The 26,785-nt window shown below is 68.4% G+C and carries 23 protein-coding genes, 1 tRNA gene and 1 pseudogene; 12 read left to right on the forward strand and 13 right to left on the reverse strand.

The annotated features are described in order from the left end of the window. The first annotated feature begins 385 nt into the window (after positions 1-385). Genes HUV01_RS00230 through HUV01_RS00240 form a run of 3 tightly spaced genes read left to right on the forward strand, consistent with a single transcriptional unit; the run spans position 386 to position 3,395 of the window. Positions 386-1,660, forward strand: a complete 1,275-nt coding sequence (locus HUV01_RS00230) for an extracellular solute-binding protein (protein WP_254606272.1) — start codon at positions 386-388, stop codon at positions 1,658-1,660. Beyond that, positions 1,657-2,538, forward strand: a complete 882-nt coding sequence (locus tag HUV01_RS00235; protein WP_174296319.1) for a carbohydrate ABC transporter permease — start codon at positions 1,657-1,659, stop codon at positions 2,536-2,538. Before HUV01_RS00230 ends, HUV01_RS00235 begins: the two co-directional genes overlap by 4 nt. After that, positions 2,529-3,395 (forward strand): carbohydrate ABC transporter permease, encoded by an 867-nt coding sequence (locus HUV01_RS00240; protein ID WP_174296320.1) that lies wholly within the window; start codon positions 2,529-2,531, stop codon positions 3,393-3,395. Before HUV01_RS00235 ends, HUV01_RS00240 begins: the two co-directional genes overlap by 10 nt. Here the strand turns inward: HUV01_RS00240 and HUV01_RS00245 are convergent. Beyond that, positions 3,385-4,476 (reverse strand): ABC transporter ATP-binding protein, encoded by a 1,092-nt coding sequence (locus tag HUV01_RS00245; protein ID WP_174296321.1) that lies wholly within the window; start codon positions 4,474-4,476, stop codon positions 3,385-3,387. The genes HUV01_RS00240 and HUV01_RS00245 overlap by 11 nt on opposite strands. A 168-nt stretch (positions 4,477-4,644) precedes the next feature. Here HUV01_RS00245 and HUV01_RS00250 point away from each other — a divergent pair. Both HUV01_RS00250 and HUV01_RS00255 read left to right on the forward strand, forming a co-directional pair. Then, positions 4,645-4,718, forward strand: a tRNA-Gly gene (locus HUV01_RS00250). A gap of 289 nt (positions 4,719-5,007) precedes the next feature. Continuing rightward, positions 5,008-5,578 (forward strand): annotated as a pseudogene (locus HUV01_RS00255) (transposase). A gap of 81 nt (positions 5,579-5,659) precedes the next feature. On the opposite strand, the gene HUV01_RS00260 reads toward HUV01_RS00255, so the two are convergent. Next, a complete protein-coding gene (locus tag HUV01_RS00260) occupies positions 5,660-6,559 on the reverse strand; it encodes a LysR family transcriptional regulator (RefSeq protein WP_174296322.1) in 900 nt (299 codons plus the stop codon). 77 nt (positions 6,560-6,636) lie between these two features. Between HUV01_RS00260 and HUV01_RS00265 the strand changes: the two genes are divergently transcribed. After that, positions 6,637-7,431, forward strand: a complete 795-nt coding sequence (locus HUV01_RS00265) for a DODA-type extradiol aromatic ring-opening family dioxygenase (protein ID WP_174296323.1) — start codon at positions 6,637-6,639, stop codon at positions 7,429-7,431. A 25-nt stretch (positions 7,432-7,456) separates the two neighbouring features. After that, positions 7,457-8,071, forward strand: a complete 615-nt coding sequence (locus HUV01_RS00270) for an FMN-dependent NADH-azoreductase (protein ID WP_174296324.1) — start codon at positions 7,457-7,459, stop codon at positions 8,069-8,071. Positions 8,072-8,117: 46 nt separating this feature from the next. Here HUV01_RS00270 and HUV01_RS00275 read toward each other — a convergent pair whose 3' ends face one another. The 4 genes from HUV01_RS00275 to HUV01_RS00290 all read right to left on the reverse strand — a co-directional run bounded on the left by HUV01_RS00275 (position 8,118) and on the right by HUV01_RS00290 (position 13,004). Further along, complete coding sequence (locus tag HUV01_RS00275; RefSeq protein WP_174296325.1) at positions 8,118-8,786, reverse strand: cytochrome b; 669 nt, start codon at positions 8,784-8,786, stop codon at positions 8,118-8,120. 276 nt (positions 8,787-9,062) lie between these two features. Further along, positions 9,063-11,510 (reverse strand): TonB-dependent receptor, encoded by a 2,448-nt coding sequence (locus tag HUV01_RS00280; RefSeq protein ID WP_174296326.1) that lies wholly within the window; start codon positions 11,508-11,510, stop codon positions 9,063-9,065. A gap of 230 nt (positions 11,511-11,740) precedes the next feature. Further along, entirely contained in the window at positions 11,741-12,355 is a 615-nt protein-coding gene (locus tag HUV01_RS00285; protein ID WP_174296327.1) for a GlcG/HbpS family heme-binding protein, read from the reverse strand. Positions 12,356-12,518: 163 nt separating this feature from the next. Beyond that, positions 12,519-13,004, reverse strand: coding sequence for a hypothetical protein (locus tag HUV01_RS00290; RefSeq protein ID WP_174296328.1), 486 nt, complete (start codon positions 13,002-13,004; stop codon positions 12,519-12,521). 255 nt (positions 13,005-13,259) lie between these two features. Between HUV01_RS00290 and HUV01_RS00295 the strand changes: the two genes are divergently transcribed. Continuing rightward, on the forward strand, positions 13,260-14,522 hold the full coding sequence (locus HUV01_RS00295) for an MFS transporter (RefSeq protein WP_174296329.1): 1,263 nt from the start codon (positions 13,260-13,262) through the stop codon (positions 14,520-14,522). Between the two features lie 71 nt (positions 14,523-14,593). Further along, positions 14,594-15,874, forward strand: a complete 1,281-nt coding sequence (locus HUV01_RS00300; protein WP_174296330.1) for an alpha/beta hydrolase — start codon at positions 14,594-14,596, stop codon at positions 15,872-15,874. Between the two features lie 69 nt (positions 15,875-15,943). Here the strand turns inward: HUV01_RS00300 and HUV01_RS00305 are convergent, their stop codons facing one another. The 3 genes from HUV01_RS00305 to HUV01_RS00315 are packed head-to-tail and all read right to left on the reverse strand — an operon-like array spanning position 15,944 to position 18,878. Beyond that, positions 15,944-17,203 (reverse strand): DUF3500 domain-containing protein, encoded by a 1,260-nt coding sequence (locus HUV01_RS00305; protein ID WP_174296331.1) that lies wholly within the window; start codon positions 17,201-17,203, stop codon positions 15,944-15,946. 30 nt (positions 17,204-17,233) lie between these two features. Continuing rightward, positions 17,234-18,049 carry a fumarylacetoacetate hydrolase family protein gene (locus HUV01_RS00310; protein WP_174296332.1) on the reverse strand — a complete coding sequence of 272 codons (816 nt, stop codon included), beginning with the start codon at positions 18,047-18,049 and terminating at the stop codon, positions 17,234-17,236. A gap of 52 nt (positions 18,050-18,101) precedes the next feature. Then, complete coding sequence (locus HUV01_RS00315) at positions 18,102-18,878, reverse strand: SDR family oxidoreductase (protein ID WP_174296333.1); 777 nt, start codon at positions 18,876-18,878, stop codon at positions 18,102-18,104. Positions 18,879-19,077: 199 nt separating this feature from the next. Here HUV01_RS00315 and HUV01_RS00320 point away from each other — a divergent pair, with 199 nt between their 5' ends. Together HUV01_RS00320 and HUV01_RS00325 are read left to right on the forward strand one after the other, a co-directional pair. Continuing rightward, a complete protein-coding gene (locus HUV01_RS00320) occupies positions 19,078-19,839 on the forward strand; it encodes an SDR family NAD(P)-dependent oxidoreductase (RefSeq protein ID WP_174296334.1) in 762 nt (253 codons plus the stop codon). Between the two features lie 14 nt (positions 19,840-19,853). Beyond that, positions 19,854-20,621, forward strand: coding sequence for an alpha/beta fold hydrolase (locus tag HUV01_RS00325; RefSeq protein WP_174296335.1), 768 nt, complete (start codon positions 19,854-19,856; stop codon positions 20,619-20,621). A 3-nt stretch (positions 20,622-20,624) separates the two neighbouring features. On the opposite strand, the gene leuD is transcribed toward HUV01_RS00325, so the two are convergent. From leuD to HUV01_RS00340, 3 genes are read right to left on the reverse strand one after another with little or no spacing between them, the layout of a single operon-like run. After that, positions 20,625-21,338, reverse strand: a complete 714-nt coding sequence (gene leuD / locus HUV01_RS00330) for a 3-isopropylmalate dehydratase small subunit (protein ID WP_174296336.1) — start codon at positions 21,336-21,338, stop codon at positions 20,625-20,627. Further along, complete coding sequence (locus HUV01_RS00335; RefSeq protein ID WP_254606273.1) at positions 21,331-22,749, reverse strand: 3-isopropylmalate dehydratase large subunit; 1,419 nt, start codon at positions 22,747-22,749, stop codon at positions 21,331-21,333. Before HUV01_RS00335 ends, leuD begins: the two co-directional genes overlap by 8 nt. Beyond that, positions 22,746-23,627, reverse strand: a complete 882-nt coding sequence (locus HUV01_RS00340) for an isocitrate lyase/PEP mutase family protein (protein ID WP_254606274.1) — start codon at positions 23,625-23,627, stop codon at positions 22,746-22,748. Before HUV01_RS00340 ends, HUV01_RS00335 begins: the two co-directional genes overlap by 4 nt. 115 nt (positions 23,628-23,742) lie before the next feature. On the opposite strand from HUV01_RS00340, the gene mdlC reads away from it, so the two are divergent. Next, entirely contained in the window at positions 23,743-25,317 is a 1,575-nt protein-coding gene (mdlC, locus tag HUV01_RS00345; RefSeq protein ID WP_254606275.1) for a benzoylformate decarboxylase, read from the forward strand. On the opposite strand, the gene HUV01_RS00350 is transcribed toward mdlC, so the two are convergent. Then, the gene (locus tag HUV01_RS00350) at positions 25,314-26,765 is read right to left on the reverse strand and encodes an aldehyde dehydrogenase (protein ID WP_174296338.1); all 1,452 of its coding nucleotides are present in this window, start codon (positions 26,763-26,765) and stop codon (positions 25,314-25,316) included. The two genes, mdlC and HUV01_RS00350, sit on opposite strands and share 4 nt — an antisense overlap. Positions 26,766-26,785: the final 20 nt, after the last annotated feature.

The following is a 26,785-nucleotide window of genomic DNA, read 5'->3' on the forward strand; positions in this document are numbered from 1 at the left end:
GCTGTGGGGCCGCGGCGCTGCCCTGCGCATCGCGGGCCTGATCCACGCTGGCGGCAGGCGCGGGCGCGGTTTGGGCCTGGGCCACGGCGGGCGCGAACATCAGCGCCGCACCGGTCAACAGGCGGCGGCGATCGGCGGCCAGAAACATCATTTTCTCCCCTTTAGGAAGACCGTCACACCTTCAACCCGATCGTTTCGTCAATCAATCGAGTATATGATCCGACGTTTCGCGATTGGCTGATGCGGGAACGCAACGGTTTTGACATGGCTTGGCAATCTGCATCAATGCATCGAACCGATCGCGCTTGGGACGCCGGAACGCCGCGCATAGGGAAGTCGGAAGAGTTCAAAGGGCGACGCGGTTGCGACATGACGAGGCGAGGCGGTGATCTCGCGGCGCACGATGATGGGGTCGGGGCTGGCCCTGGGCCTGACCGCTTCCCTGAACGCCTGCGATCGGACGCGGCGCGCCCGCTCGCTGACGTGGTGGGCGATCGGCACGACGGGCGAGAACGCGCCGCTGCTCCTGCCGGCCTTCGTGCGCGCGACCGGCATCGACGTCGATGTCCAGGCGGTACCGTGGACGGGCGCGCATGAAAAGCTGCTGACCGGTTTCGCGGGGGGATCGCTGCCCGACGTGATGATGCTCGACAACCGGTGGCTGCCCGAGCTGGCGCTTGTCGGTGCGCTCGCGCCGCCGCCGCCGGCATGGCCGCTGCTTGCGGACCAGTATCCGGGTGCGCTCGCATCGGTGCGGGTGGGCGGCCAAGCGATGGCGGTGCCCTGGACCGCGGACAGCTGGGTGCAATTCTACCGCCGCGACCTGATCGCCGAGGTGGGCTATCCCGCGCCGCCGCTCCAGTGGGAGGAGTGGATGCGGATGGCGCGGGCGATCCGGCGGCTCCATCCCGACCGCTACGCGACCCTCCATCTGCTCGACTGGCCCGAGCCGTTGTTCGCCTTCGCCGCGCAGCAGCCCGAGCCGTTCCTGCGCGACCGCGACTCGCGCGGCAACTTCTCGTCAGCCGGCTTTCGCGCCGCGCTCGCCTTCTACCGCGCGATCTATGCCGAGCGGCTGTCACCCGCGATCACGGGGGCGGAGGCGGGGGACACCTATATCGCGTTCCGTCGCGGCTGGTTCGCGATCCTGCCGTCCGATGCGGTGGCGATCGGCGATCTGCGGCGACGCGCGGCCATGCTGCCGCCGAAGATATGGGGCGCGGTGGCGACGGCCGGGGCGAGGGGTTTCGGCGGTGCGATGGCGAGCGGCGCCTGCCTGGCGGTGAGCCGCGAGGCCCGCGATCCCGACCGCGCCTGGCGGCTCGTCGGCTATCTCACCGGCGCGACGATGCAGCGCCGCCTGCACGCCATCACCGGAGACCTGCCGACGCGGTCGAGCGCCTGGGCGGATGCCGATCTCGCGCACGATGCGGTCGCGCAGACCTTCGCACGCCAGATTGCGCACGGCGTCGCCCCGCCCGCGATTCCCGAGTGGCAGCGGATCGTCACGGAGGTGCAGCTCGTCGCCGAACACATGGTCCGCGGCGACTATGGCGTCGACGCGGCGACCGTCGAAATGGACCGCCGCGTCGATCGCATCCTGCGAAAGCGGCGCTGGTTGCTCGACCGGGGCCGGATCGACGGGGGGCTGGCCGCATGACGCGGCAGGCGCGCGCGGGCCTCGCGTTCACCCTGCCGGTCCTGATCGCGACAACGGTCGTCCTGGTCGTGCCGACGCTGGGCGCGCTGCTGCTGAGCGTCACCGATTTCGACATCTACGCGCTCGCCGATCTGCGGAACCTGCGGTTCGTCGGCCTGGGCAACTATGCGGAGCTGCTGCGCACGCCCTTGTTCTGGCACGCGGTCGGCAACACGGCGCTGTTCGCCGCGATCGGCGTGCCCGCCGCGATCGGCACGTCGCTGGCGACCGCGTTGCTGCTGAACTCGGCGACGGTGCGGTGGAAGCCCGTCTGGCGGCTGATGCTGTTCGCGCCCGATGTTACCACGCTGGTCGCGACCGCGCTCGTGTGGCGCTACGTGCTCGACACCCGCAGCGGCCTGCTCAACTATGCCCTGTCGCTGGCCGGCATCGGGCCGGTCGACTGGCTTGGCGACCCGGCCACCAGCATCCCCGCCACGCTGATCTTCATCGTGTGGAAGGTGTTCGGCTACAACATGCTCGTCTTCACCGCCGCGCTCGCCACCGTGCCCCACGAGCTGCACGAGGCCGCGCGGCTCGACGGCGCGGGCATGTGGGCACGGTTCCGGCACGTCACGCTGCCCGCGATCGGCCCCGCGCTGCTTCTTGCCGCGGTGCTGAGCGTCGGCGGTTTCCTCCAGACCTTCGACGAGCCGTACGTGATGACGCAAGGGGGTCCCGCCCAGAGCACGCTGACGGTGATGTATTTCATGTACGATCAGGGTTTCACGTGGTGGAACATGGGGATGGGCTCCGCCATCGCCATACTGCTGTTCGGGGCCGCGGTGGCGCTGACGGCGGTGCAGACGCGGATAGGAAGGCGACGCGAATGGCTGTGACCCTGCGCGGCCCGACCGGATCCGCGCCGCTCAGAACGGCGCTGGTCGCCGCCCTCGCGCTCGTCGCTGCGACGCCGCTGGTGTGGATGGTCAACGTCTCGCTGATGCCGGCCGGCAGCGCCGCGAATTTCCCGCCGCCGTTCTGGCCCGCGCACCCCACGCTCGACAACTACCGCGAGCTGCTGTTCGCGCATCCCGGCATCGGCGGGGCATCGACCGATTACCGGATATTGCCCGCGATCGTGAACAGCATCGTGCTCGCGACGCTGACGACGCTGGCCGCGCTCGCGCTGACGGTGCCCGCGGGCTATGCCTTCGCCAAGCTGCGCTTCGCCGGTCGTGCGCGACTGCTCCAGGCGATGCTCGCGCTGGCGGTGGTGCCGACGCAGGTGGCGATGCTGCCGCTGTTCCTCATGCTGAAATGGGCGGGGCTGGTGAACAGCTATGCCGGCGTGCTCGCGCCGTGGCTGGCCGGCGTGTACGGCGTGCTGTTCGTGCGGCAGGCGACGCTCGCGATCCCGGACGAGATGCTCGACGCGGGCCGGATTGACGGGGCGAGCGAGTGGCGCATCCTGACCCGCATCGTACTGCCGCTCCTGCGGCCCGTCGTGGTGACGCTGGCGCTGTTCAGCTTCCTGGCGAGCTGGAGCGATTTCCTGTGGCCGCTGATCGCGATCACCGACCAGAACCTCTACACGCTGCCCGTCGCGCTCGCCGCGATCAGCCGCGAGCATGCGCGCGATACCGAATTGATGATGGCCGGCGCGGTCGTCACCACCGCGCCCGTGCTGCTGCTGTTCCTCGCGCTCCAGCGATATTACCTCACCGGCGTTCTGGGCGGCGGGATCAAGGGCTGACGCGCGGCCAGGCCGTCCCGTCGTCGGCGAACAGAAAGGCGTGGGCCGGGTCGACGCGGAAGCGGATCGTCTCGCCAAGCGTCACGTGCCGGTCGCTCGGCAACTGCGCGACGACGCTTCCCCTCGCCCCCGCCTCGCCCAGATGCGCGAACGACAGCGGGCCGAGCCGCTCGAACAGTTCCACCGCCCCGCCGAGCGGCCCGTCCGGATCGGGCCTCAGGTGCTCCGGCCGGACGCCCAGCGTTGCGGACGTGCCGACCGCCGTTCCGGGCACCTGCGCTGCGACCGCGCACTCGGCGCCGTCGGACAGCGTCACGACCGCCTCCGTCGCTCCGGTGCGCGAGACCTGGACCGGCAGCATGTTCATCGCCGGCGAGCCGATCGCCTCCGCCACCCGGATCGTCGCGGGCGCCCGGTAGAGATCGAGCGGCGCGCCGACCTGCTCGACGCGGCCGTGCGACATCACGACGATGCGGTTGGCGAGCGTCATCGCCTCGATCTGGTCGTGCGTGACATAGATCATCGTCGTGCCCAGCCGCTGGTGCAGGCGCGCGAACTCGTGCCGCATCCGGACGCGCAGGCCGGTGTCGAGGTTCGACAGGGGCTCGTCGAGCAGCAGCACGGCGGGATCGCGCACGATCGCGCGGCCGATAGACACCCGCTGCCGCTGGCCGCCCGACAGCGCGCGGGGGCGCCGGTCGAGCAGCGAGTCCAACTCCAGCAGACTCGCGACCTGGGCAACTTTAGCGACGATCTCGCCGGGCGGGCGCTTCGCCATGCGCAATGGGAAGGCGATGTTCTCCGCGACGGTCAGGTGCGGGTACAGCGCATAGGACTGGAACACCATCGCGATCCCGCGCTTTGCGGGTTCGAGCGCGGTGACGTCGTGCCCGCCGATCGTCACGCGCCCGGCGGTCGGCGTCTCCAGCCCGGCGATCAGCCGCAACAGCGTCGACTTGCCGCATCCCGACGGGCCGACGATCACGACGAACTCGCCGTCCGCGATCGACAGGTCCGTCGGCTCCAGTGCCGGCGCCGTGCCGAAGCTCCTGGTAAGTCCCTGCACCGCGACGCTGCTCATGCCCGATGCTGTAGGGGCGGGGGCGGGGCCGTCAATGCGGAGGTGATCGTGACCGGGTGGCGCAGTCACGGCGCCTCTACCGGCAAGCTCCCGTGTTGACCACGGGCGCGTCGTCGTGGCAGTGGACGGGCGGATCGATCGACGGATCGCAAGGCCGGTCCACGACCGGCGGGTATAGCACAATGGTAGTGCAGCAGCCTTCCAAGCTGAATACGCGGGTTCGATTCCCGCTACCCGCTCCACCTTCATCCCGCGCGGCTGCGCCATGCCCTGTCGTCGCCACCGCGATTGACGTGGGCGGAGGCGTCCCGGCCCCGGCCATCTCTCTATCGCGGGACTCGACCGGTTGCTAGATCGCGGGCGTTCGCGGGGCGGGGGCAGTGCGCATGAACGCCGTTGAGATCGAGGAGTCCGTGTCGGCACTCGCGGAGCGTCCGTTCGATGCGGCCGGGTCTCCCTTCGTGTTCCCAGGGTCAGGATCCATTGATCTGAGAGGCCAGACCTGGTTCAGGCTCCGTGATGAGACCGAGGATGAACGACCTGTACCGGCTGACCGACGAGCAGATGGCGCGGCTCGAGCCGGATTTCCTCAAGAGCCGCGGTAAGCCCCGGGTTGATGATCGGCGGGTGTTGAGCGGTATCGTCTTCGTAAACCGTAACGGACTGCGCCGGTGCGATGCACCCAGGGAATATGGCTTCCACAAGACGCTCTACAATCGGTGGAAGCGGTGGGGCGCAAGGGGGCGTATTCCTCCGCATGATGGAGGGATTGGCCGCCGCGAGCGCCACGCCCAAGGCGCATTGGACGCTGGGCGACCGCGGCTACGACGCAGACTGGTACAGGGACGCCCTTCAGGCAAAGGGCATCACGCCCTGCATTCCGGGCCGAAAATCCCGGATTATGCCCGTCAAATACGCCAAGCGCCGCTACCGAAGCCGGAGCCGTATCGAGATTATGTTCGGCCGTCTGAAGGACTGGCGTCGCGTCGCCACTCGCTACGATCGATGCCCGACCGTATTCTTCTCCGCTATCGCTCTCGCCGCCGGCGTCATCCTCGGCTCTGATCAACAAGTCCTGACCCCAGGGCTCCTGCAATGTTGATCAGCGAGCGCGCATCGACGTGAACGAATGGCGGAAGCTGGGATCGCGACCTGACCATGTGAGTGACCGCAGGTGGGTCTCTCACATTACCGTTAGACGCTGTCGCAATTCGTCGAGCAGCCAACGACCGGCAGGCCCGAGCGCGCGGTCTCGGCGATGAGCGGCGTAGATGATCAGACCTTCGGCAGGCGTCGGATCGTCTTCGAGCCGCAATGGGACCAGCTTGCCCGCTGCTATCGGCGGCGCCACGAGATGCTCGGGCATTCGGCACCAGCCCAAGCCGGCCAGCAGGAAGTCGAGCCGCCGGCCAAGGTCGACGAACCGCCACAGCCGCGCGCTCGTCAGGCCGTAGGCCGCGCCGCCGGGGTCGACCGGGTCGGACAGGACGAGCTGGACGTGCGGCTCAAGGTCGCCGCGCGTCGCCGGGCGGCCCAGCGCCGCCAGCGGGTGGCCGGGCGCAACCACCGGCTGCATGGCGACCCGCAGCAGCGGATAGGCGGCGATATCGTCCGGGACGCCCGGCAGCAGCAGGCAGAGGCCAAGCGCCGCCGAGCCGCTGCGCAGCCGCCGGAGCGCGCCGCCCAGCCCCTCGGTCGAGAAGCTGACGGGCAGGTCGGGATAGGTCTCGCTGAGCGCGCGCAGGCTGGCGGTCAGCGGCGCGGTCGGCACCAGCGGGTCGATCGCCAGCGCCAGTTCGGGCTCCAGCCCGGCCCGCGTCCCCGCCGCCACCGCCTCGAACCGCGCGGCGCTGGCCAGTACCAGCCGCGCCTGCTCGACCAGAACCCGCCCGACCTCCGTCACTCGCGGCCGATGGCCGGGGCGGTCGAACAGCGCGACGCCCTGGATCGTCTCCAGCGTCGCCACCGTCTGGCTGATCGCCGATTGCGAGCGCCCGAGCCGCCGCCCGGCGGCGGAGAAGCCCCCGGTCTCGGCGATCGTGACCAGCACGCGCAGCTGGTCGAGGCTCAAATTGCCGATCATGCTCCATCACCTGTGCCGATAGAGACGATCACAATTTGATCGCTTCCGCAAGGCGGTGGGACACTTAGATTGACTGCATGCAACCGACCTATTTCATCAATCATGGCGGCGGCCCATGCTTCTTCCTCGACCCCGGCCCGATGCGCAATACGTGGCGCGAGCTGGAAGACTACCTGCGCGGCTTTTCCGACACGCTCGACGAGCGGCCGCGCGCAATCCTCATCGTCTCGGGGCATTGGGAACAGGCACGCCCGATGGTCAACGCCGCCGCCGCGCCGCCGCTGCTGTTCGATTATGGCGGCTTTCCGGCGCATACCTATCAGCTGACCTGGCCCGCTCCCGGCGAGCCGGAGCTGGCGGCGCGGGTACGCGACCTGCTCGGCGGGGCGGGGATCGACAGCGGCGCGGACACGGCGCGCGGCTGGGACCATGGCGTGTTCGTGCCGATGAAGGTGATGTTCCCGCACGCCGACATGCCCACCGTGCAGCTGTCGCTCCAGCGCGGGCTCGACCCCGCGACGCATCTCGCCATGGGCCGCGCGCTGACGCCGCTGCGCGACGAGGGCGTGCTGATCGTCGGCAGCGGCCAGACCTATCACAACATGCGCGGCTTCATGGCCGGCGGCGGCAGCGGCGACCCCGCCGCCGAGGCGTTCGACGCCTGGCTGCGCACGGCAATGGTCGACGGCGCGACCCGCGACCGCTCGCTGGTCGATTGGGAGCAGGCCCCCGGCGCGCGCCAGGCGCAGCCGCACGAGGATCACCTGCTGCCGCTGATGGTGGTCGCCGGCGCCGCTTCGGGCGAGCCGGGGCACATCGCCTTTCACGGCTACGCGCTCGGCAAGCCGATCTCCGGCTTCCGCTTCGGCTGACCCTTCACACACAGGAGTAACTGACATGACCAAGCTTCTCGTCGTCGAGACCAGCCCGCGCGGCGACCACTCGGTCTCGCGCACCATGACCCGCCGCTTCGTCGCCGACTGGCGGGCCGCCCACCCCGATGGCGCGGTGACGACCCGCGACCTGATGGAGACCGACCTGCCGTTCGTCACCGCGCCCTGGCTACAAGCGTATTTCACGCCGGCCGAGCAGCATTCGCCCGAGATGAAGGAGGCGCTGCGCCTGTCCGACGAACTGGTCGCCGAGATCCTCGCCGCCGACCACCTCGTCATCGCCACGCCGGTCTACAACTACAACGTGCCCGCCGCGCTGAAGGCATGGGTCGACCATATCGTCCGCAAGGGCATGACGCTCGGGTTCGACGGCAGCGGCCTCGTCCACGGCAAGACCGCGACGGTGCTGATCGCGTCGGGCGGCGTCTACACCGAAGGCTCGCCGATCCGCGACCGCGACATCGCCACGCAATACCTGCGCCTGATCCTCAAGGTGATCGGCATCACCGACGTGACGGTCGTCGCCGGCGGCAACGCCAAGGCGGTCGACATGGGCGAGCGGACGATGGACCAGTTCGTCGCCACCCTCGAGCACGCGATTGAACGCGCCGCCGCCTGACGCGGGCGGGGATCGCTGTTCCCCGTCAACCATCATCAGGAGACCATCATCGGAACTGCGGCCGACGCCTCCCGATACCCATCCGCGCCAGTTCACGCTGCTTGTCCACGAATTGATGCTTCAACGCGCCGGAGAGATGCAGCAGCAACAGGGTCAGCAGCGAGAAGGCGCCAAGCTTGTGCACGGTATCGAACCGGTCATGCGCCACGCGCTGCGCCGGCAATCCGGCGGGATCGCGACCCATCTCATGGATAGGCGCGATATAAGGGAGCGGGATCAGCAGCCAGATCGGCGGGTTACCGCCCGCATGCGAGTGCTGGCCGATCCTGGCGAGTTGCTGCGCATCGACCGCCGCGCCGGGTGAATCAAGCGGGGGATTTGCGGAAATGAGCGCCCATCCCGTCAGCGGCATGCCGATCATGAAGGCATAGAGGCAGAAATGGACGATGTCCGCCAGGCGGCGTTCCCACGGGCTGTACTCGGCGGGATAGGATGGGCGGGGGTGGGTCAGGCGCCACACGACCCGCAGGGCGGTAAGCGCCAGCACCGTGATCCCGGACGAGATGTGCAGTAGGGTGACGGGTGGCGGCAGCCGATCGAGGAAGAAACCGGTCGACAGGTTGAGGATGATGAAGAACGCGATCGCCCAATGCAGCGTGATCGCGACCCTCGTGTAGCGCGCGTCGCTGGTGCCACCTTGTTGATAGGTCTGCATCGTCGAACTTCCTCATGATGGGGGTCAGCAATCCGATCGAGGCGCGCCTGGGCACGGGTCCTTGTCCGTCCGCCGACGCCGCAGGAAATCCCGGTGCCGGTTGGCCACCCGATCAACCGGCGAGATCCGGGTCGTGTACCGCATCGGCGCCGATGGTCATCCCGCCGTCCGCGCGAGCGGGAGGCCGTCCGGCAATCCCCGTCACATGATCGTATCGCGCCATCCCCCCGGAGCCGCTGGATGACGCACCGCCGTCGCACCTCGACGGGAGCGGGCTCAGAACTTCGCGCCCAGGCGGACGCCGTAGAGGCGAGGATCGCGAAGGTTCTCGACCACCAGGGACGGCGCCTGGGGATGCGGCTGCGAGAAGGCCGTGACATTCGCGTTCCCGACATTGTTGGCGAACGCCGCGATGGTGAACCGCGCGCCGGACGGCGCGTAGATCAGTTCCAGGTCGGTCATGGAATAGGCCCGCTGATACTCGGCGGCCAGCAGCTCGAAACCGGTATAGGTGCCGCTCTGATAGCGGGTCTGCGCGGTGAACGTCAGGTTGCCGGCGTTCCCGAGCGGGATGCGCTGCTCGATACCGCCGCTCAGCGTCCATTCGGGCGCCTGGCTGGGACGGCGGCCGCTGCAATCGACGGTGAACTGCGCGTCGACCGGCCCCGACACGATGCAACCCGTGACGGGCGGGCCGACCGAGGCCGAGTTGCCGTATCTGAACGAGACGTACTTGGCGTCGAGATACTGCGCGGTCGCGTTCAGGGTGGTGGCCTTGAACACGCGCGCCTGCGCCTCGACCTCGACGCCCTGAAGCCGCGTCGTGCCGATGTTCTCGGTGACGAACTCGGAGCCGCCCTGACTGTTGTTGCGGAAGTGCGCGATCTGCTGACCCTTGTAGGTCCAGCGATAGGCCTCGATGTTCAGTTGCAGGCGATTGTCGAGGAAGCGGTTCTTCGAGCCCAGCGTGAACGCGTTGATCGTCTCGGGGTTGAACGTGGGCGTATCGATCGACGAGTAGAAGCCGCCCGACTTGAAGCCGGTCTCGAACGTCGCATAGACCATCGAGGCGGGCGCGACGTCATATTCGAGCCCGGCGCGATAGGTCGGCTTCTTGAACGTCTTCGAGGCGTTCAGCGTGCTGAGGCTCGAGTTCGCGAACGCTCCGCCCGGGCCATAGGGCTGAAACGGAACGCCGGTGCCGTCGGCACCCGCCAGGAACGCCGGCACGGCGACCGTATCGGGAAAGGCCGGCGTGCCGGGACAGGAGCCGGTGGGACAGATGGCGACGGCATTCAGCGAGCGCAGGTCGGCCTGCTTGGCGTCGATCGTGTACCGGATGCCGCCCGTCAGGCGCAGCTTGTCGAAAAGCCGGTAGGTTAGCCGGGCGAAACCGGCATAGCTGTCCGTAACCGGGTGAAACACGGCATAGGCCGAGTAATATTGCTGGTCGTAATTGACGTGCGTGCTGGTCGTCTCGTGCATGTAGAAACCGCCGAGGATGTAACTCAGCGGGCCGGTGCCGTCCGACGCCAGCCGCACCTCGACCGAGGCCTGTTTGTTGACCTCCTGATTGGTGAACGCGAAGCCGCCGGCGTAGCTTCTGTAGTCCAGCGTCGATCGGCGGAAGGCGGGCAGGACGGTCAGCGTGCCGACCGGCGTGGTCACGTCCGCCTGCGCATAGACGCCCCAGAAATTGTTGCGGTTATAATAGTCCGGCACCAGGGCGTTGAGCGTATTGCCGCCCAGCCCGAAGGAGAAGGACCGGGTGATGATCGCCTCCGCCCGGGGATCGAACAGGCCGATGCGGTCGTCCTTGTTCAGCCCGACGACGGTCGCGCCGGGGCCGACTCCGCCCTGATGCTCGTAGTCCGCGCTGACCGTCAGCTTGAAGCCGCTGGTCACCTGACTCGCGAAGGTGGCGCGGATAGCCTTGCGCTTGTCGTCGCCGGTGCCGTCGCTGTAGGTGCCGTCGCGGTCGACGTATTGACCGGCGACGCGCAGCGCGTTGTTGTCGCCGAACGGTATGTTGATCGCCGCCGTCACCTTCTTCGAGTCGTAGTTGCCGTATTCGAAGTTCCCGTAACCGCTGAACTCGCTCAGCTTCGGCTTGACGGTGATGACGTTGATCGCGCCGCCGGTCGCATTGCGACCGTATAGCGTACCCTGCGGTCCCTTCAGGACCTCGACCCGCTCGAGATCGTAGAAGACTCCCTGGGACGAGGTCGGTCGCGCGAAGTTCACACCGTCGACGTTGAACGCGATCGCGGGATCGCTGAGCGAATTGACCACGAAATTGCCGACGCCGCGCAAATAGAACGCGTTGATCGGACCGGATACGTTGCTGATCTGGAGCGCGGGGACAAGCCGGGTCAGCTGCGAACTGTCGGTGACGCCGGCGCGGATCAACGAGTCGCCGCTCACCGCGGTCACCGCGATCGCCGCGCGCTGCAAGTTCTCCGCGCGACGCTGCGCGGTGACCACGATGTCTTCAAGGCCCGACGATGTCGGTGAGGGAACGGCGCGATCGTTCTGGATGGGCTCGGCGGTTGAAGGCGGCTGTGGTCGGGACTCGCTCGCGGTGCCGGGGGCAGCCGCGTCGATCGGGGCTGGAGCCGGTGAGGACGTGCCGCCCGCCGCGGTCTGCGCCAGCGCGAGTCGCGGCTCGAGCAACAGCGCGACAATACCGACGGTCGCGGCCGAACCGAACAAATGCGCCTTCATGCGCCCTCTCTCCTATTCGTCACGCGCTCTCGGGCGCTGTTGTCCTCATATTGATACCTTTGAGTTCACGCATGTCACATAGGGGTGTGACCAATGGGGTGGGCCTCTGTTCGAAAGGCGTGTCGGCGTCGGCGCTCATACGGCAGTCAGCCTGGCCCTCGACGCCGGATGTCGAACGCTGCCATCATCGGCGCGCGGATCGACGCTGCCCGCAGACGACGCCGGGCCTGCTATCCTAGGAGGCCCTTGACCTTGTCGAGACCAGCTCGCGCGCATCGCTCGTCGCCGAGGCCCGGATCGCTCCTGTCGCCCGGACGCGGCTCGACGCCGCTCACGCCGATCGCGCCGATCACCTCGTTGCCGACCACGATCGGCACGCCGCCCGAAAAAGCGAGCAGGTTCGTATCCGCAGTGATCCGGGCGGCCGCGGCCGCGTCGTTCCTGGTCATCGCGCCGACCGACGACGTCGGCATCCTGAAGGTGAGCGCGGTGTAGGCTTTCCGAAAGCCGGTATAGGCGTGGTAACCCGGCGCGCCATCGGTGATGTAATAGAGCTTCGGCAGACCGGATGCGTCGATGACGCTGACGCCGATATGCTGTCCCGTGCACGCGGCAACGGCCCCCTGCGCCATCAGCATCGCGACCGCCATGCTCGGACCGCGCGCCGGCCCCGGCATCGATGGCCAGGGCAGATGGTGCTCGGCAGGATTGGGGGGCAGCGGCAGGCCGTCGAAGGGACGGCCGAGGTCACCCGGAAAGGCGGTGGTGGCCGCCGCGGCGGTCTGTGCCGGCGCCGAACCGGGGGAGGCGATCAACGCCGCCGCGAGCAGGGGAAGAGCCTTCATGCGCATTGCCTCTCGCAAAGGTCGGTGTCGCCTGCGTCCGGCCTGGTCGGCAGACGGATCGACCCGGTACCGACCTGTCATCGACCAGCAGGTTCGCCGGTCTCGTCAGACCGCCCCCGCGGCAACTGATCCGGATTGGTCGGGTGCGGGAGCGACGGCGATCCTAGGCGGCTTCCGAGATCGCCGCGGCGGTACGCTCGGCCAGTACCTCCCGCTTCGTCTGCTGGGTCACTTCGAGGTACTTGGCGGCGAAATCGGGCGGCAGCACCTCGAACATCATCGCGTTCTCGATCCATACCTCGATCACCGGGAACTCGGCGCGGTCGTTGCGGCGGCACAGCCAGTCCTCCGCCGCCATGATCGCGTATACCTCTTCCTCGGAATGCCGCACGCTGAGCGCGAAGTGGGTCGGACCATAAGCGGGATCGCGCGGCGTGCCCGGCGTCAGGCCGCCCGGCCGATCCGAAACCGGCTGGATCTCGAGCCCGGCAGGGTATATCTCGATCTGCGTTCCGTTGTCGTCGAGCTGGAACGCCTGATACGAACCCGGATACATGCGGAACGGTCGCGACCATCCCCCCATCAGCTTCGTCAACACGCCCGCGACATGCTCGGGATTCTTGACCGCTATCGAAAGGTGGTGAATCACGAAATCTCTCCTGATGCCTAGCCGACCGTAATACTCCGGCGTCGATTCAGAACTCACAAGCTCATGTGACAGCGGACGGCAGGCAAGTCAGTTATCGAGCGCGTCGTTAACTGGAGTCGTCAGTGTGGCGCGACGGCGGATTGCACAGGTGAGGGTCCCGGCGCGTATCGCGATCACCCCGTTTGAGGGCACGATATACGGCGCGCCCGGGCGCTCGCCTGCGTCACTCCGATGCGGCGATACAAGGTCCGGCCGATGACCGACACCACCCGATCGCATGAGCGCTCGACGGTTGCCGCCGCGTCGGTCGGCATGGCGTTGTGCATCATCCCGGTCTTCCTCGGCACGTTTCCGATGTTCCTGAACATCTTCTCGCTGCAGCAGAAACATGTCGCCTATGTCTTTCCGGCCCTGCTCCTGCTGTCCACCTGCACCAGCGCGGTCACCAACGTCTTCACCGGCTGGCTGGTCGATCGTCACGGACCCAAGCGGATAGCCGTTCCCGGCGTGCTGTTCTTCGGCCTGGCGGTCGCCGCGCTGTCGCTGACCGATCGCGCCGGGAGCGCGCTGTTCCCGCTGTACGGCCTGCTGGGCGTCGCGGCGGCGTTCACCGGGCCGGTGGTGTTCGCCAAGGCGCTGTCGGGCCTGGTCCAGATCCAACGCGGCGTCGCCTTCGGCATCGCCATAACCGCCGCGCCGATGCTGTCCGCGGCGATCCTCGCGCCGGTCGCGCAGTCGCTGATCAACGCGTTCGGCTGGCGGGACGCCTATCTGGCGCTCGGCGGCATCGTCGTCGCGGTCGGGGTGCCGGTGGTCTGGCGATTCCTGTGGGAGGCGCCGCGCGGCGCCGCGCCTGCGCATGGGCGATCCCCGCCGCCTGCCGTTCCGCTGCGCCGCGCGCTGCTCGATCCGCAGTTCCTGCTCGTCACCGGCGCGATCGCGGTATCGGCGATCGTCGCGACCGGCGTCTCGTCCTTCCTGCTCCCGATCGCGCAGGACGATGGCGTCGGCCAGACGATCGCGGTCTGGACGGTGTCGCTGTTCTCGCTGGGTGCCCTGGCGGGTGCGCTGGTGTTCTCCGCGTTCATCGACCGGGCGGGAAGTCCGCGCGCGCTGCTGGGGTGCTTCGCGGTGACGATCGCCGGCGCGCTGCTGTTGCGCGGAGCCACGTCGTCCAAGATGTTCCTGGTCGGCGGCGCGCTGCTCGGCGCCGGGCATTACGGGGCGCAGTCGCTGCTGCCGTTCATCATGACGCGCTATTTCGGCGTCGTCAGGTTGGGACAGATATTCGGCACGTGCGCGGCGGTCGTATCGATCTCGTCGGCGCTAGGTCCGTTGATGGTGGGCATCGCTCACGCGAACAACGTTCCGTTCTCGCGGATCCTTGCCGCGGCGATCGTGCTGCTCGTCGTTGGCGGGCTGATGATCCCCTGGCTGCGCGCCTTTCCCGATCGTGCGGTCACCGTGGGTGCGTCCGGTAGTGAAGCGTCGATGCCGGTCGGGCAGCTTGTCCCATAGGTGTGTGATGGCTTTCACCCCCCTGCCTGGATAGCCGCATGCACATCCGAAATCGGGAAGGACAATCCAGCATGAGCGTTCCGTACTTCCGCCGATATGCGAAGGGATCGGACTTCATCAGCTTCGGCGACGACACACCGGCGGCCAAGCGTGAGGATGTCGTGCTGACCGCGTTCGACGGCGCCAAGTCGAAGGCGGCGCTCTATTCGAACGGCAACGAAAAGACGGTGATCTGCCTCATGCACCCGCGCGCAGACATGACGCGTCACTATTCGGTGCCGGGCTTCACGCGCGCGGGCTACGCCTTCTTCTCGCAGCTGGGCCGCTCGCCGGGACCCGACGCGGTCGCGCAGACCATCCACGAGTGGCTGCTGACCGACATCGCCGCCGGCATGGCGTTCCTGCGGTCGCGCGGCTTCGAGAAGCTGGTGCTGCTGGGCAACAGCGGCGCCGCTACCCTGTTCTCGCTGTACCACAAGCAGGCGACCACCCCGCCGCCCGGTCGGCTGACCGACACCGCGGCGGGCGACCCGTATGACCTGAACAAGGTCGACATGCCCGTCGCGGACGGCTTCGTCTTCCTCGGCGCGCATCTGGGACCGGGCGTGACGCTGCAGACCGAGATGGACCCGTCGGTCGTCGACGAGAACGATCCGGCGTCGTGCGATCCGTTCCTCGACATGTTCGACGAGCGCAACGGCTTTCGCGAGCCGCCGGCGGAGACGACCTATGCGGAGGATTTCCTCGCCCGGTTCCGCGCCGCGCAGGTGGTGCGCGAGGGACGGATCGACGCGATCGCCTGGAAGATGGTCGAGGATCAGCGCGACGCCGAGCAGGCGCTGGCGGCCGACGGCGTCGACCACCTCCCCTATGGCGAGCGCGCCACGCTATACCGGCGCGCGTCGGTGACGCACCTGATGCACGTCCACCGCCTCCAGTCTGATCCCAAGGCGGTCGACTTCTCGATCACGCCGTCCGATCGCAGCTATGGCACGCTGATGTCGATCCGGCCCGATCTTTCCAACTACGACATGGAGATGGGCACCAAGGTGGTCGAGCCGCGCGTCTGGCTGAGCTCGTGGTCGGCCCGATATTCGCGAGCCAATCTGCTGCGCCAGATTGATGCGGTAACGATGCCATCGCTGGTCCTCAGCTACTCGGGCGACAATGCGCTGTCGCCCGACGTCGCCGAAAAGATCTTCGCGCAGTCGCCTGCCCAAGACAAGGAGATGACGATCGTCGTCGGCGATCACTTCGGCTACCGCGTGCCGCACAAGCCCGACGAGGGCGGTCGCGACGTCGCGATCAAGGCGATGGTCGACTGGCTCAAGCCACGGTTTCCGGCCGTCTGATCGCCGGGCAGGTAGCAGGGTTGGAAGGGCGGCCGCGACGCGAGTTGCGGCCGTCCGCTGTGGGACCGGCTAGGCCTCGCCCGGCGAATATCCAGGATGCACCTGCTCGTAATGCTGGCGAAGCAAGTCCCGGCCGTAATCGTTGCCGTTCGGCGTCCTGACGACGGTATGGGTATGGCATTTGGCCGGCTCCTGATTACCCAGCCAGACGCCGCTGTGGTGATCGAACTCCGTCATCAGGACGGGTCCTTGCACGCGGTAGTAGAATGGATCATCGTCGCCATGGCCGCCGATCCAGCTCCAATAGGTCCGGTCCAGTTCGGCCTCGACCTGCGCCAGTTTCGCGGCGAGCGGCCCGGGCGGAAGATAGCCGACGAACGCCGCGACGATGTCCATCAGCTGTCGCTTCTGCGTGGGGCTGAAATTGCGGACCGCGATGCCTTCGTACGGGATGATGCGATTGTCGCGGAACGCGCCGCCTAGGTGCCGCTGGTCGGCGGGGTGCCAGCGGCCGTCGGGCATCGCCTCGTCGCGCATCCGCCGATAGATCGTCGCGCGCTCGCGCAAGTCCGGCGATAGCGAGCGCATCAGCGCAAGGCCGTCGTGCTCCTCCGCCTCGAACAGGCGCAGGCCCGCATCGGGTCCGGTGTCGATGACGTTGGGCTCGGCCCCCATAAACGTCGGCGAGATCACCATCTGCCCGCCCAGCACGAAGCAGTTCAGCACGAGATGATGGCCATAGAGGTTCCAGCCCCAAGGCTTGTCGAGCGAGGGCTCGCCGAACAGCAGGAAATTATAGCTCCACTCGTTCATGATGAGCGGCAGGTCGCAGAGCTGGCCCAGAAACGCATTGGTCTTCATGCAGCCTCGCGCCTTGGCGTAGCCCGCCGAGCTCAGCGATGCCTGGACGACGCGGAGGATCGCGGCGCGGGTGTCGGGGCCGACATCCTCTAGCCGAAGACCGTTCGGGTTGGCCAGGAACTCGGGATTGCTCCAGCGGCGCCATTCGTCCGCGTCGACCGGATGGCTCAGCCGCCGGCGCTGACCCGCGTCGAGACCGGCGAGCAGCGCCTGCGCGCACTCGACCATCTGCCCGCTGGGAGCGCCTTCCTCCGCCAGCCGGAACAGTCCGTGCTCGACGTGTCCGTTACAGGTTATACCCCGGAACGGTTCGTCGCGAAGGTCCGCCCAATCGCCGAGCAGCGTCGCAGGGATCGGCACGTTCCGGGCCGCCTCGCCATAGGCGCGTGCATCCATGCCGCGGAAGTTCGCCAGCCGCGGCGCGTCCAGTGGCCGCACATACGATCGAAACTCGGGGTTGGTCGCCATCGTCATCGTCCTTGATTGGAAGATCGGGGATTAGAAGATCGGGGCCGGTGGCGGGACGATCGGCGTGCGAACGCGACCGATCCGTTCGACCTCGATCACGACCTCGTCACCTGCGTCCAGGAAAGTGCCCGTGGCCAGGCCGACGCCCGCCGGCGTGCCGGTGATGATCAGGTCGCCGGGCTCCAGCGTCATGACCTGGCTGACATGCGCGATGATCTCGGGCACGCTGAAGATCATGTCCGCGGTCGTGCTGTCCTGCCGCAGCTCGCCGTTGACGTGCGTCGTCAGGCGCAGCCCGGCGGCGGGATCGCCGACCTCGTCGGCGGTCACTACCGGGCTCATCGGCCCGCTCGCGTCCGAGTTCTTGCCCATCGTCCATTGCGGCGTCTGGCGCTGGAAGCTCCGCCCGCTCAGGTCGTTGAACGCGACATAACCGAAGATGCCGGCGACCGCCTGGTCGGCGGTGACGCGGAACACGCGGCGACCGATGACGGCGCCGATCTCCACCTCCCAGTCGAACTTATCCTCGATCTTCGGCACAGGCTGGCCGTCGGTCGTCAGCGACCGCGTCCAGCGCGAGAAGATGACCGGCACGGTCGGGATGGGCGATCCGGTTTCCTGTGCGTGCAGGCGATAGTTGAGACCGACGCAGATCACGCGCGCGCCGGTCGGGATCGCGGGGCGTTCCCGCAGATCGGCGAGCATGCCGATCGCGGCGCCCTGCGGCACAGCAGCGGACGGCCGAACCCAGAAGGCGTCGCGTTCACCAAGCGGCGTTACCGCGCCGTCCGCCGCGACGGCGCCGACCATGATCCGATCGCCTTCCAGATATCCTGCGATCTTCACGCCGTTTCTCCCTTGCCCGGCGGCCGGCCCATGAGGTTCTCGCGGCCTCGCACTAGATCAGGCCCTCATAGGACCCGCCATCGACCTGCAGGTTCTGCCCCGAGACGAAGCCCGCATCCGCGCCGCAGAGAAAGGCGCAGGCCGAGGCGAACTCCTCGGGTCGGCCGAAGCGTTTCGCGGCGATGCTGTCGGCGATCTGGCATCGTGCCTCGTCGCGGTCGATCCCCTGCATGGCCATGATCCGTTGCGCCATCGCCTCTTGTCGGGGCGTGTCGATACGCTCCGGCAGCAGGTTGTTGATCGTGACGTTGTCGACCGCGACCTCGCGCGAGATCGCCTTGGCGATGGCGGTGAGGCCCGCGCGCGCCGCGGTCGACAGGCCCTGGTGATAGCGCGGCGATTTCACCATTGCCGAGGTGATGTTGACGATGCGGCCGAACCGGCGCGCGCGCATGCCCGGGATGAATGCGCGCATGAGGAGGATCGCCGGGATCATGTTGGCACCCAGCGCGCCGAGCAGCGCCGCCTGATCCCAGTCGTCGAGGCCCCCGGGCGACGGACCGGCGTTGTTGTTGACGAGGATGTCAAGGTCGCCCGCGCCCGCGATCAGGGCATCCCGGCCGGCCTCGGTCGTCTGGTCCGCGGCGATCGTCCCGACCTCGCCGCCATCGGCACGGATCGACGCGGCGGCGCCGGCGAGCTTCTCGCCATCGCGGCCGTTCAGGATGACGACACATCCTTCCTGCGCCAGCATCCGCGCACAGGCGAACCCGAGCCCCTGCGAGGCACCGCAGACGAGCGCCCGGCGGCCCTTGATGCCCAGATCCATGGTCGAGCCTTTCCACGCGATCATCGCATGCGCGCGGACACCATTCCTCCTTCGCGCCTTGGCGATCCATCACATGATCGGGTGACAGCCGGCCGCCGGATTGGCGTTGTTGCAGAGGACTGCTGCTCGTAGCGTCGCACTGCCGTCACGCACGACGCATGCCGGCCGGCGCCGCGTTCGCAGGGATCCGCTTACGACGATGTTTCTGACGCTTACGCCCTTGCAGGACCGCGTTGCCGTCGTCGCCGGCGGAAGCAGCGGGATCGGTGCCGCGACGGCGCGGCTGCTCGCCGAGGCAGGGGCGCACGTCTTGGTCGGCTATAACGAGGGCGCCGACCGCGCCGACGCGATCGTCGCCGAGTTGCCGGGCGGAACCGGTCGGCACTGCACCGCGCGCCTGGCGCTGGGCGACAGCGCCACGCTCGGCACTGCGGCGGCCGACGTCGAGGCGCGCTGGGGCCGGTGCGACATGCTGGTAAATTCCGCCGGGTTTACCCGTGCGATCCCGCACGGCGACCTCGACGCGCTGGACGACGCGACGTTCGACCGCATCCTGATCGCCAATGTACGCGGGCCGTTCGCCTGCATCCGCGCGTTCGCGCCGTTGATGCGACGTACGGGCGAGGCGCTGGTCGTCAACGTGTCGTCGATCTCGGCCTTCACCGGCGCGGGCAGCAACGTGGCCTATTGCGCGTCCAAGGCGGCGCTCGACACCATGGGCATGTCGCTCGGGCGCGCGCTCGGCCCCCAGATCCGCGTCGTCTCGGTATCGCCTGCCGCGGTCAATACCGGGTTCGTGCCGGGCCGCGACGCGGCGGCGCTGCAGGCGGCGGCCGACAGGACGCCGATGAAGCGGGTGATGGAAGCCGACGAGGTCGCGCGGGCGATCCTCGCCACCGCGACCCACCTCACCATGGCGACCGGTACCGTGATCGTCGTCGACGGCGGTCGGCATCTCTGAGCGGGACAGGCATGATGGACGAGCATCGGTATCAGACCTCCGGCCACGGCCCGCGTCGCCTGCTGCTCATCCACGGCTGGTTCTGGGACCAGCGCGTGTTCGCGGCGCTGATCGCGCTCCTGCCGCCAGACGAGTTCACCTGCGCGACGTTTGACATCGCCGGTTATGGCACCGCGCGGGCGGAGGAGGGACCCTATGATATGGCAGCCATGGCGGAGGACGGCTGGCGGGTGGCGCAGGCGCTCGGCTGGAACGACTTCGCGGTGCTCGGCCATTCGATGGGAGGCAAGGCCGCGCAGAAGCTCGCGATCGATCACGCCGACGCCGTCCGCGCGGTGATCGCGGTGACGCCGGTGTCGGTCGCCCCGCTGCCCTTCCCGCCGGAGGTGCGCGCCTTCTTCGAACGCTCGTGCGGCGACGATGACGTGGCCGGGGCGCTGGTCGGCGAGTCGGTCGGCGGCCGGCTTTCCCAGGCGTGGCTCGACGACATCGTCGCCAGGACGCGGGAGACCGCCGACGACGACACCCGCCGCGCCTATCTGCGATCGTTCGCCGATGACGACTTCTCGCCCGAGGCGCCCAGGCTGACGGCGCCGCTGCTCGTCGTCTTCGGCGAGCATGACCACGGCGTCGCGGAAAGCGTCATGCGTCCGGTCTACGAAGGGCTGTACCCGCACGCTCGCTTCGCGACGATCGCCGGGGTGGGGCATTACCCCATGCTGGAAGCGCCGGAGGCGCTCGCCGCCACCATCGCCGCGTTCCTGTCGGAGATGTCGTGCTGAGGTCTATGCGCCGCCGAGCGTCCGCGTGACCGCCGCCCCGGCCTGGCCCGGCGGCACGTTTCTTACGGCAAGGGCGCCCGGTGCCGGATATAGCCAGGGCGAGCGCGACCGGCCCTCGACGAGATAGTCCTCGATCTGCTCGGGATTGCTCAGCGTCAGCGCGATGTCGTCCAGCCCCGTCAAAAGGCCGCGGCGGCGGTAGGCGGAGAGCTGGAACGGAATGGCGCGACCGGCCGGCGTCGACACGACGGAGCATTCGAGATCGACCGTGAACGCGCCATGCGTGTCCGCCTCGGCCGCGAGCTCCACGATCACGTCGGCGGAAAGCGCCAGCGGTAGAAGCCCGTTGGCGAAGCAGTTGGCGGAGAAGATCTCGGCGAAGCTCGGCGCGACCACGCAGCGGATGCCCCAGGCAGCGAGCATCCACACCGCCGATTCGCGCGAGCTGCCGCACCCGAAGTTGGCCCCGGCGAGCAGGATGCGCGAGCCTTGGTAGCGCGGCTGGTTGAGCACGAACCCGGGCACCGGATCGCCTTCGGGCGTGTAGCGCCAGTTGGCGAACAGGTCGTCCGCCAGTGTCGTCGAGCCATGCTCGCCGAACGCGGTGCCTCCCCCATTGCGCTTGGGAGGCGAGCCGGGCGAGATCGTGTCGGTGTCGATGTTGTCGCGCAGCAGCGGCACCGCGCTGCCCGTCAGGAGGGTGAACGGCTCAGGCATCGAGCGGCTCCAGCACGCGGACGTCGACGATCCTGCCCGACACCGCGGCGGCGGCGGCCATCGGCGGGCTGACGAGATGGGTCCGCGTGCCGGGACCCTGGCGACCGACGAAATTGCGGTTGGTGGTCGAGACGATGCGCATGCCCGGTTGCCCGATCTCGCGCTTCTGGTCGCCCGCGCCCGCGCACATCGAGCAGCCCGCATGACCCCAGCCGAACCCAGCCTGCTTGAAGACGAGGTCGAGCCCCTCGGCCTCGGCGTCGCGCCTGACCACTTCCGATCCCGGCGAGACCCAGGCCGTGACGCCTGCGGCTACCCGCCGCCCGCGCGCCACCGACGCCGCGGCGCGCAGGTCCGACAGCCGTGCATTGGTGCAGGAACCGATGAACACCATGTCCACGGCCACGCCGGCGATCGAGGTGCCTTCCTCCAGGCCGGAATAGGCGATCGCGGCACGGTGCGTCGCTAGCGCGCTGGCATCCTGGCTCGCGTCGGCGGCCGGGACGATGTCCCCGATGCCGATGGTCTGTCCGGGATTCGTGCCCCAGCTGACCTGCGGCACGATCTCCGACGCGTCGAGCCGGTATTCGCGCGCGAACACGGCATCCTCGTCGCTGGCCAGCGTCAGCCAGTCGGCGACGGCGGCGGTCCAGTCGGCGCCGCGCGGCGCATGGGGACGGCCGCGCAGATACTCGGTGGTCTTCTCGTCGGGCGCGATGATGCCGAAGCGTCCGCCGATCTCGACCGCCATGTTGCAGATGGTGAAGCGTGCTTCCATCGACGCCGCCCGGATCGCCTCGCCGGCGAACTCGACGGCGTGGCCGGAGCAGCCCGCGACCCCCAGGCGAGCGGCCAGCGTCAGGATGATGTCCTTGGCCGTCACCGTCCCCGGCAACGTTCCGTCGATGGTGATCCGCATGTTCGGCGGCTTGCGCAGGATACTCGTCTGGGTCGCGAGGATATGGACGAGATCGGACTGGCCCAGCCCCCAGGCGATCGCGCCGACCGCGCCCAGCGTGCTGGTATGGCTGTCGCCGCACGCCAGCGTGCATCCGGGCAGCGCGAGTCCCTCCTCGGCCGCCACGACATGAATGATGCCGAACGCGGGATCGTCGAGGTCGTACAGCCGGAAACCGTGCTGCGCGGCATTGTCGCGCAGGTTCTGCGCATAGGGATTGGCGCTGTCGTCCACATCAGATAGCCGCCCCGCCAGCGTGGCGACGGTATGGTCCGCGGTGGCGAACGTCAGTTCGGGATGGGGGATCGGCAGATCGCGCTTGTTGAGCGTCAGGAAGCCCTGGCCGGCCATGTCGTTGACCATGTGCCGATCGACGAACAGCAGCGCGAACCCGTCGCCCAGATCGGACACGACATGCCGACCCCAGATCTTGTCGAACAGCGTCTCGCTCACGTCGATGCCCCTTCGCTCGCGAGACCATAGGTCTCGTCGTACTCGTCCCATTGCGGCAGGCCGATCAGGTTCTTGAACTCGCCGAAGGTCATCTCCGACCGTTCCAGCGCGAAGCGGCCTGACATGATGTCGGCGATCCGGTCGCGGATTGCGCCCGCGGCATAGAGGATGGGCGTGACGCCGTAGCAGGCGATGTCGAAGCCGAGCTCCCGATACTCGGCCGGCGTGAAGATCGGCGAGTTGCCGCCGGGCAGCGGGTTGGCGATCAGCGGCACGTCGAATGCGCGGCCGATCCGCTCGAACTCCTCGCGGCTTTCCGGCGCCTCGATGAAGAGGCCATCGGCGCCCGCCTCCAGGCACGCCTCCGCGCGACGCATCGCATCGTCCAGGCCGTTGACCGCGCGCGCATCGGTGCGCGCGAAGATGAACGTCTCGGGATCGAGCCGTTCGCTCGTCGCCGCACGGATCTTGCCGGCCATTTCCGCGATCGGCACCACGTTCTTACCGGCCATGTGTCCACACCGCTTGGGCCAGCGCTGGTCCTCGAACATCAGCGCGCTGACTCCCATCCGCTCGTAGTTCTGGACGGTGTGGATCACGTTCTTGACGTCGCCATAGCCGTCGTCGGCGTCGACCAGCGCGGGGATGGTGCTGGCGCCGACGATGTCGCGCACCGCGGCCGAGATGTCGCCGAACGCGCGCAGCCCGATATCGGGGACGCCGAAGCGCGCGCCGACGACGGAGAACCCGCTGACGAACATAGCCTTGCCGCCCGACGCCTCGATCACCTTGGCGCTCAGCGCGTCATAAGCACCGAACAGGACCATGAAGCCCTCGTTCTTCAGCGTCTGCCTGAAACTGGTCATCCTAGGTGACACGCATGACCCTCTCGCACCGCCGGCCTCACAAAGAGCTGCTTGTAATAATGACCATACGACTTTACCTAAAGCTGTCAAGCATCGGCAGGTGGCTGGGTGCAGTGGGGAGGGCATGATGAGGTCCGACGGGACGATGGTCACGGTACGCGAAGCCACGCTGGCGCTGTTGCGTGCCCATCGGATGACCACAATCTTCGGCAATCCGGGTTCGACCGAATTGCCCATGTTCCGCGACTTCCCGGACGATTTCAGCTATGTGCTGGGCTTGCAGGAATCGGTCGTGCTGGCGATGGCCGACGGATATGCGCAAGCGACGCGTAACGCGGCCTTTGTCAATCTCCACTCGTCGGCGGGCGTCGGGCATGCGCTGGGCAGCCTGTTCACCGCGCACAAGAACCAGACGCCGCTGGTGGTCACCGCCGGGCAGCAGGCGCGCTCCATCCTGCCGTATGACCCGTTCCTGTTCGCCGAGCGCGCGACCGAGTTTCCCCGCCCCTTCGTCAAATGGGCGTGCGAGCCCGCGCGCGCGGAGGACGTGCCGGCGGCGATCGCGCGTGCCTATCATGTCGCGATGGAGGCGCCGTGCGGGCCGACCTTCGTCTCGGTGCCGGTCGACGACTGGGACCGGATGTGCGCAAGCATCGCGCCGCGTGCCATCGCCTCGCGCAATCCAGGTGACCCGGCGGCGCTGCGCGAGGCCGCCGAGACGTTGGCGGCGGCACGGCGGCCCGCGATCGTGGTCGGCGCCGGCGTGGCGCGCGACGATGCCTGGCACGAGGTGGTTGCGCTGGCCGAGCGCCATGCGGCGCAGGTCTGGGTCTCGCCGATGTCGGCGCGGTGCGGCTTCCCCGAGGATCACCCACTGTTCGCCGGCTTCCTCACCGCCGCGCGCGAGCCGATCGTCGCCAGCCTGGACGGGCACGACGTCATCCTGGTGCTGGGCGGGCCGATGTCGCTCTACCATGTCGAGGGCTTCGGCCCGCACGTGCCCGAGGGCGCGCGCATCGTCCAGATCGCCGACAACCACGGCATGCTCGCCTGGAACCCGGCGAGCACGGGCATCGTCGCCGACACGAAACTGGCGGTTGCCACGTTGCTGGACGCGACCGCGCCACCGGTTCGGCCGACACCGGCCATGCCCGCTCGCAAGCCCGATCTGGATGGCCGGGTGTTCGACGACCGCTATCTGCTCCAGCAGATCGCCCGCCTGCGCCCGGCCGACGCGATCATCGTCGAGGAAGCGCCGTCGAGTCGCGGGCCGATGCACGATTATCTGCCGATCACGCGGGAGAACGGCTTCTACACCTGCGCCAGCGGCGGTCTCGGACATGGCCTGCCTGCCGCGATCGGCGTCGCGCTCGGGCGGCCGGGCGAGAAGGTGATCGCCTTCCTCGGCGACGGCTCCAGCATGTACGCGATCCAGGGGCTGTGGACCGCGGCGCAGCTCCGCCTGCCGGTCAGCTTCGTCATTGCCAACAACCATCGCTACGAGGCGCTGCACCATTTCGGCCGGCATTTCGGGTTGCAGGATATGGTCGGGACCAACCTCCCGGCGATCGACTTCTGCGCGTTGGCGCAAGGCCAGGGCATTCCGGCGACGAAGGTCGCGGCGGCGGGCGACCTCGACGCGGCGCTGACGGCGTCCTTCACGGCAACCGGACCGACGCTGATCGAGGTGGTGATCGACTAGATCGGGAAATGCCCCGGCCGGGTCTCGATCGTGATCCAGCGCAGATCGGTGAACTCGGCGATCCCCGCCTGTCCGCCGAAGCGGCCATAGCCCGACGCCTTCACCCCGCCGAACGGCATCTGCGCCTCGTCATGCACGGTCGGGCCGTTGATGTGACATATGCCCGACTGGATGCGCTGTGCCACCGCCAGCGTCCGCGCGATGTCGCTGCCGAACACCGCCGCCGACAGGCCGTATTCGGTGTCGTTGGCGATCCGCACCGCGTCGTCCGCGTCGGCGGCGCGGACGATCGTCACCATCGGGCCGAAGCTCTCCTCCGCATAGGCGCGCATCCCCGGGGTCACGCCGTCGATCACGACCGCGCCGGTCAGTATCTCGCCCGCGGCGTTGCCCGCCAGCACGTGCGCGCCCTGCGCCACCGCGTCGTCGACCAGCGCCTCGACATGGCGCGCGCTCTCGCGGCTGACGATCGCGCCGAGCGGCGCGGTGCCGTCGGTCGGGTCGCCGGCCTGGAGCGTTGCGGCCTTGGCGGCGAAGGCGGCGATGAACGCATCCGCGATCGGCTCCTCCAGGATGATCCGCTCGGTCGACATGCAGATCTGGCCCTGGTTGAAGAACGCGCCGAACGCGGCGGCCTTGACCGCCTCGTCGAGGTTCGCGTCCTTCAGCACGACGAATGGCGCCTTGCCGCCAAGCTCCAGCAGCACCGGCTTCAGATGCCGCGCGGCGCGCTCGGCGATCAGCCGGCCGACCTTGGTCGATCCGGTGAAGTTGATCCGCTTCACCGCGGGATGATCGATCAGCGCGTTGACGATCTCGGCGGCGTCCGCGGGCGCATTGGTGATGACGTTGACGACGCCGGCGGGAAGCCCTGCCGCGCGCATCGCATCGCCGATCAGGCCATGCGTGCGCGGGCAGACCTCGGACGCCTTCAGGATCACGGTGTTGCCGCAGGCCAGCGCCGCGGCGATCGCGCGGACGCCGAGGATGACGGGCGCGTTCCACGGCGCGATGCCCAGGCAGACGCCCGCCGGCTGCCGCACCGACATCGCCAGGCATCCCGGTTTGTCCGAAGGGATCGTCTCGCCGGTGACCTGCGTGGTCAGCGCGGCGGCCTCGCGCAGCATCGAGGCGGCGAGCGTGACGTTGAACCCCGCCCACGCCGCCGTCGCGCCGATCTCGTCCTGCATCGCGGCGGTGAAGTCCCCGGCGCGGGCCGCCAGCGCGGCGGCGGCGGCGAGCAGCATCGTGCGACGCGCATTCGGTCCGATCGCCGTCCATGCCGGAAACGCCGCCGCAGCGGCCTCGGCGGCGGCATTCGCATCCTTCGCCCGGGCGGCGGCGGCACGCGTCACCGCCATTTCGGTCACGGGGTTGAGCCGCTCGAACGTCTCGCCATCCAGCGCCTGACGCTGCTCGGAACCGATCAACAGGCCGATGTCATGCATCTCTATTCCTTGCCGGTTCA

It is taken from the genome of Sphingomonas bacterium, assembly GCF_903643035.1.
Classification (GTDB): Bacteria; Pseudomonadota; Alphaproteobacteria; order Sphingomonadales; family Sphingomonadaceae; genus Sphingomonas.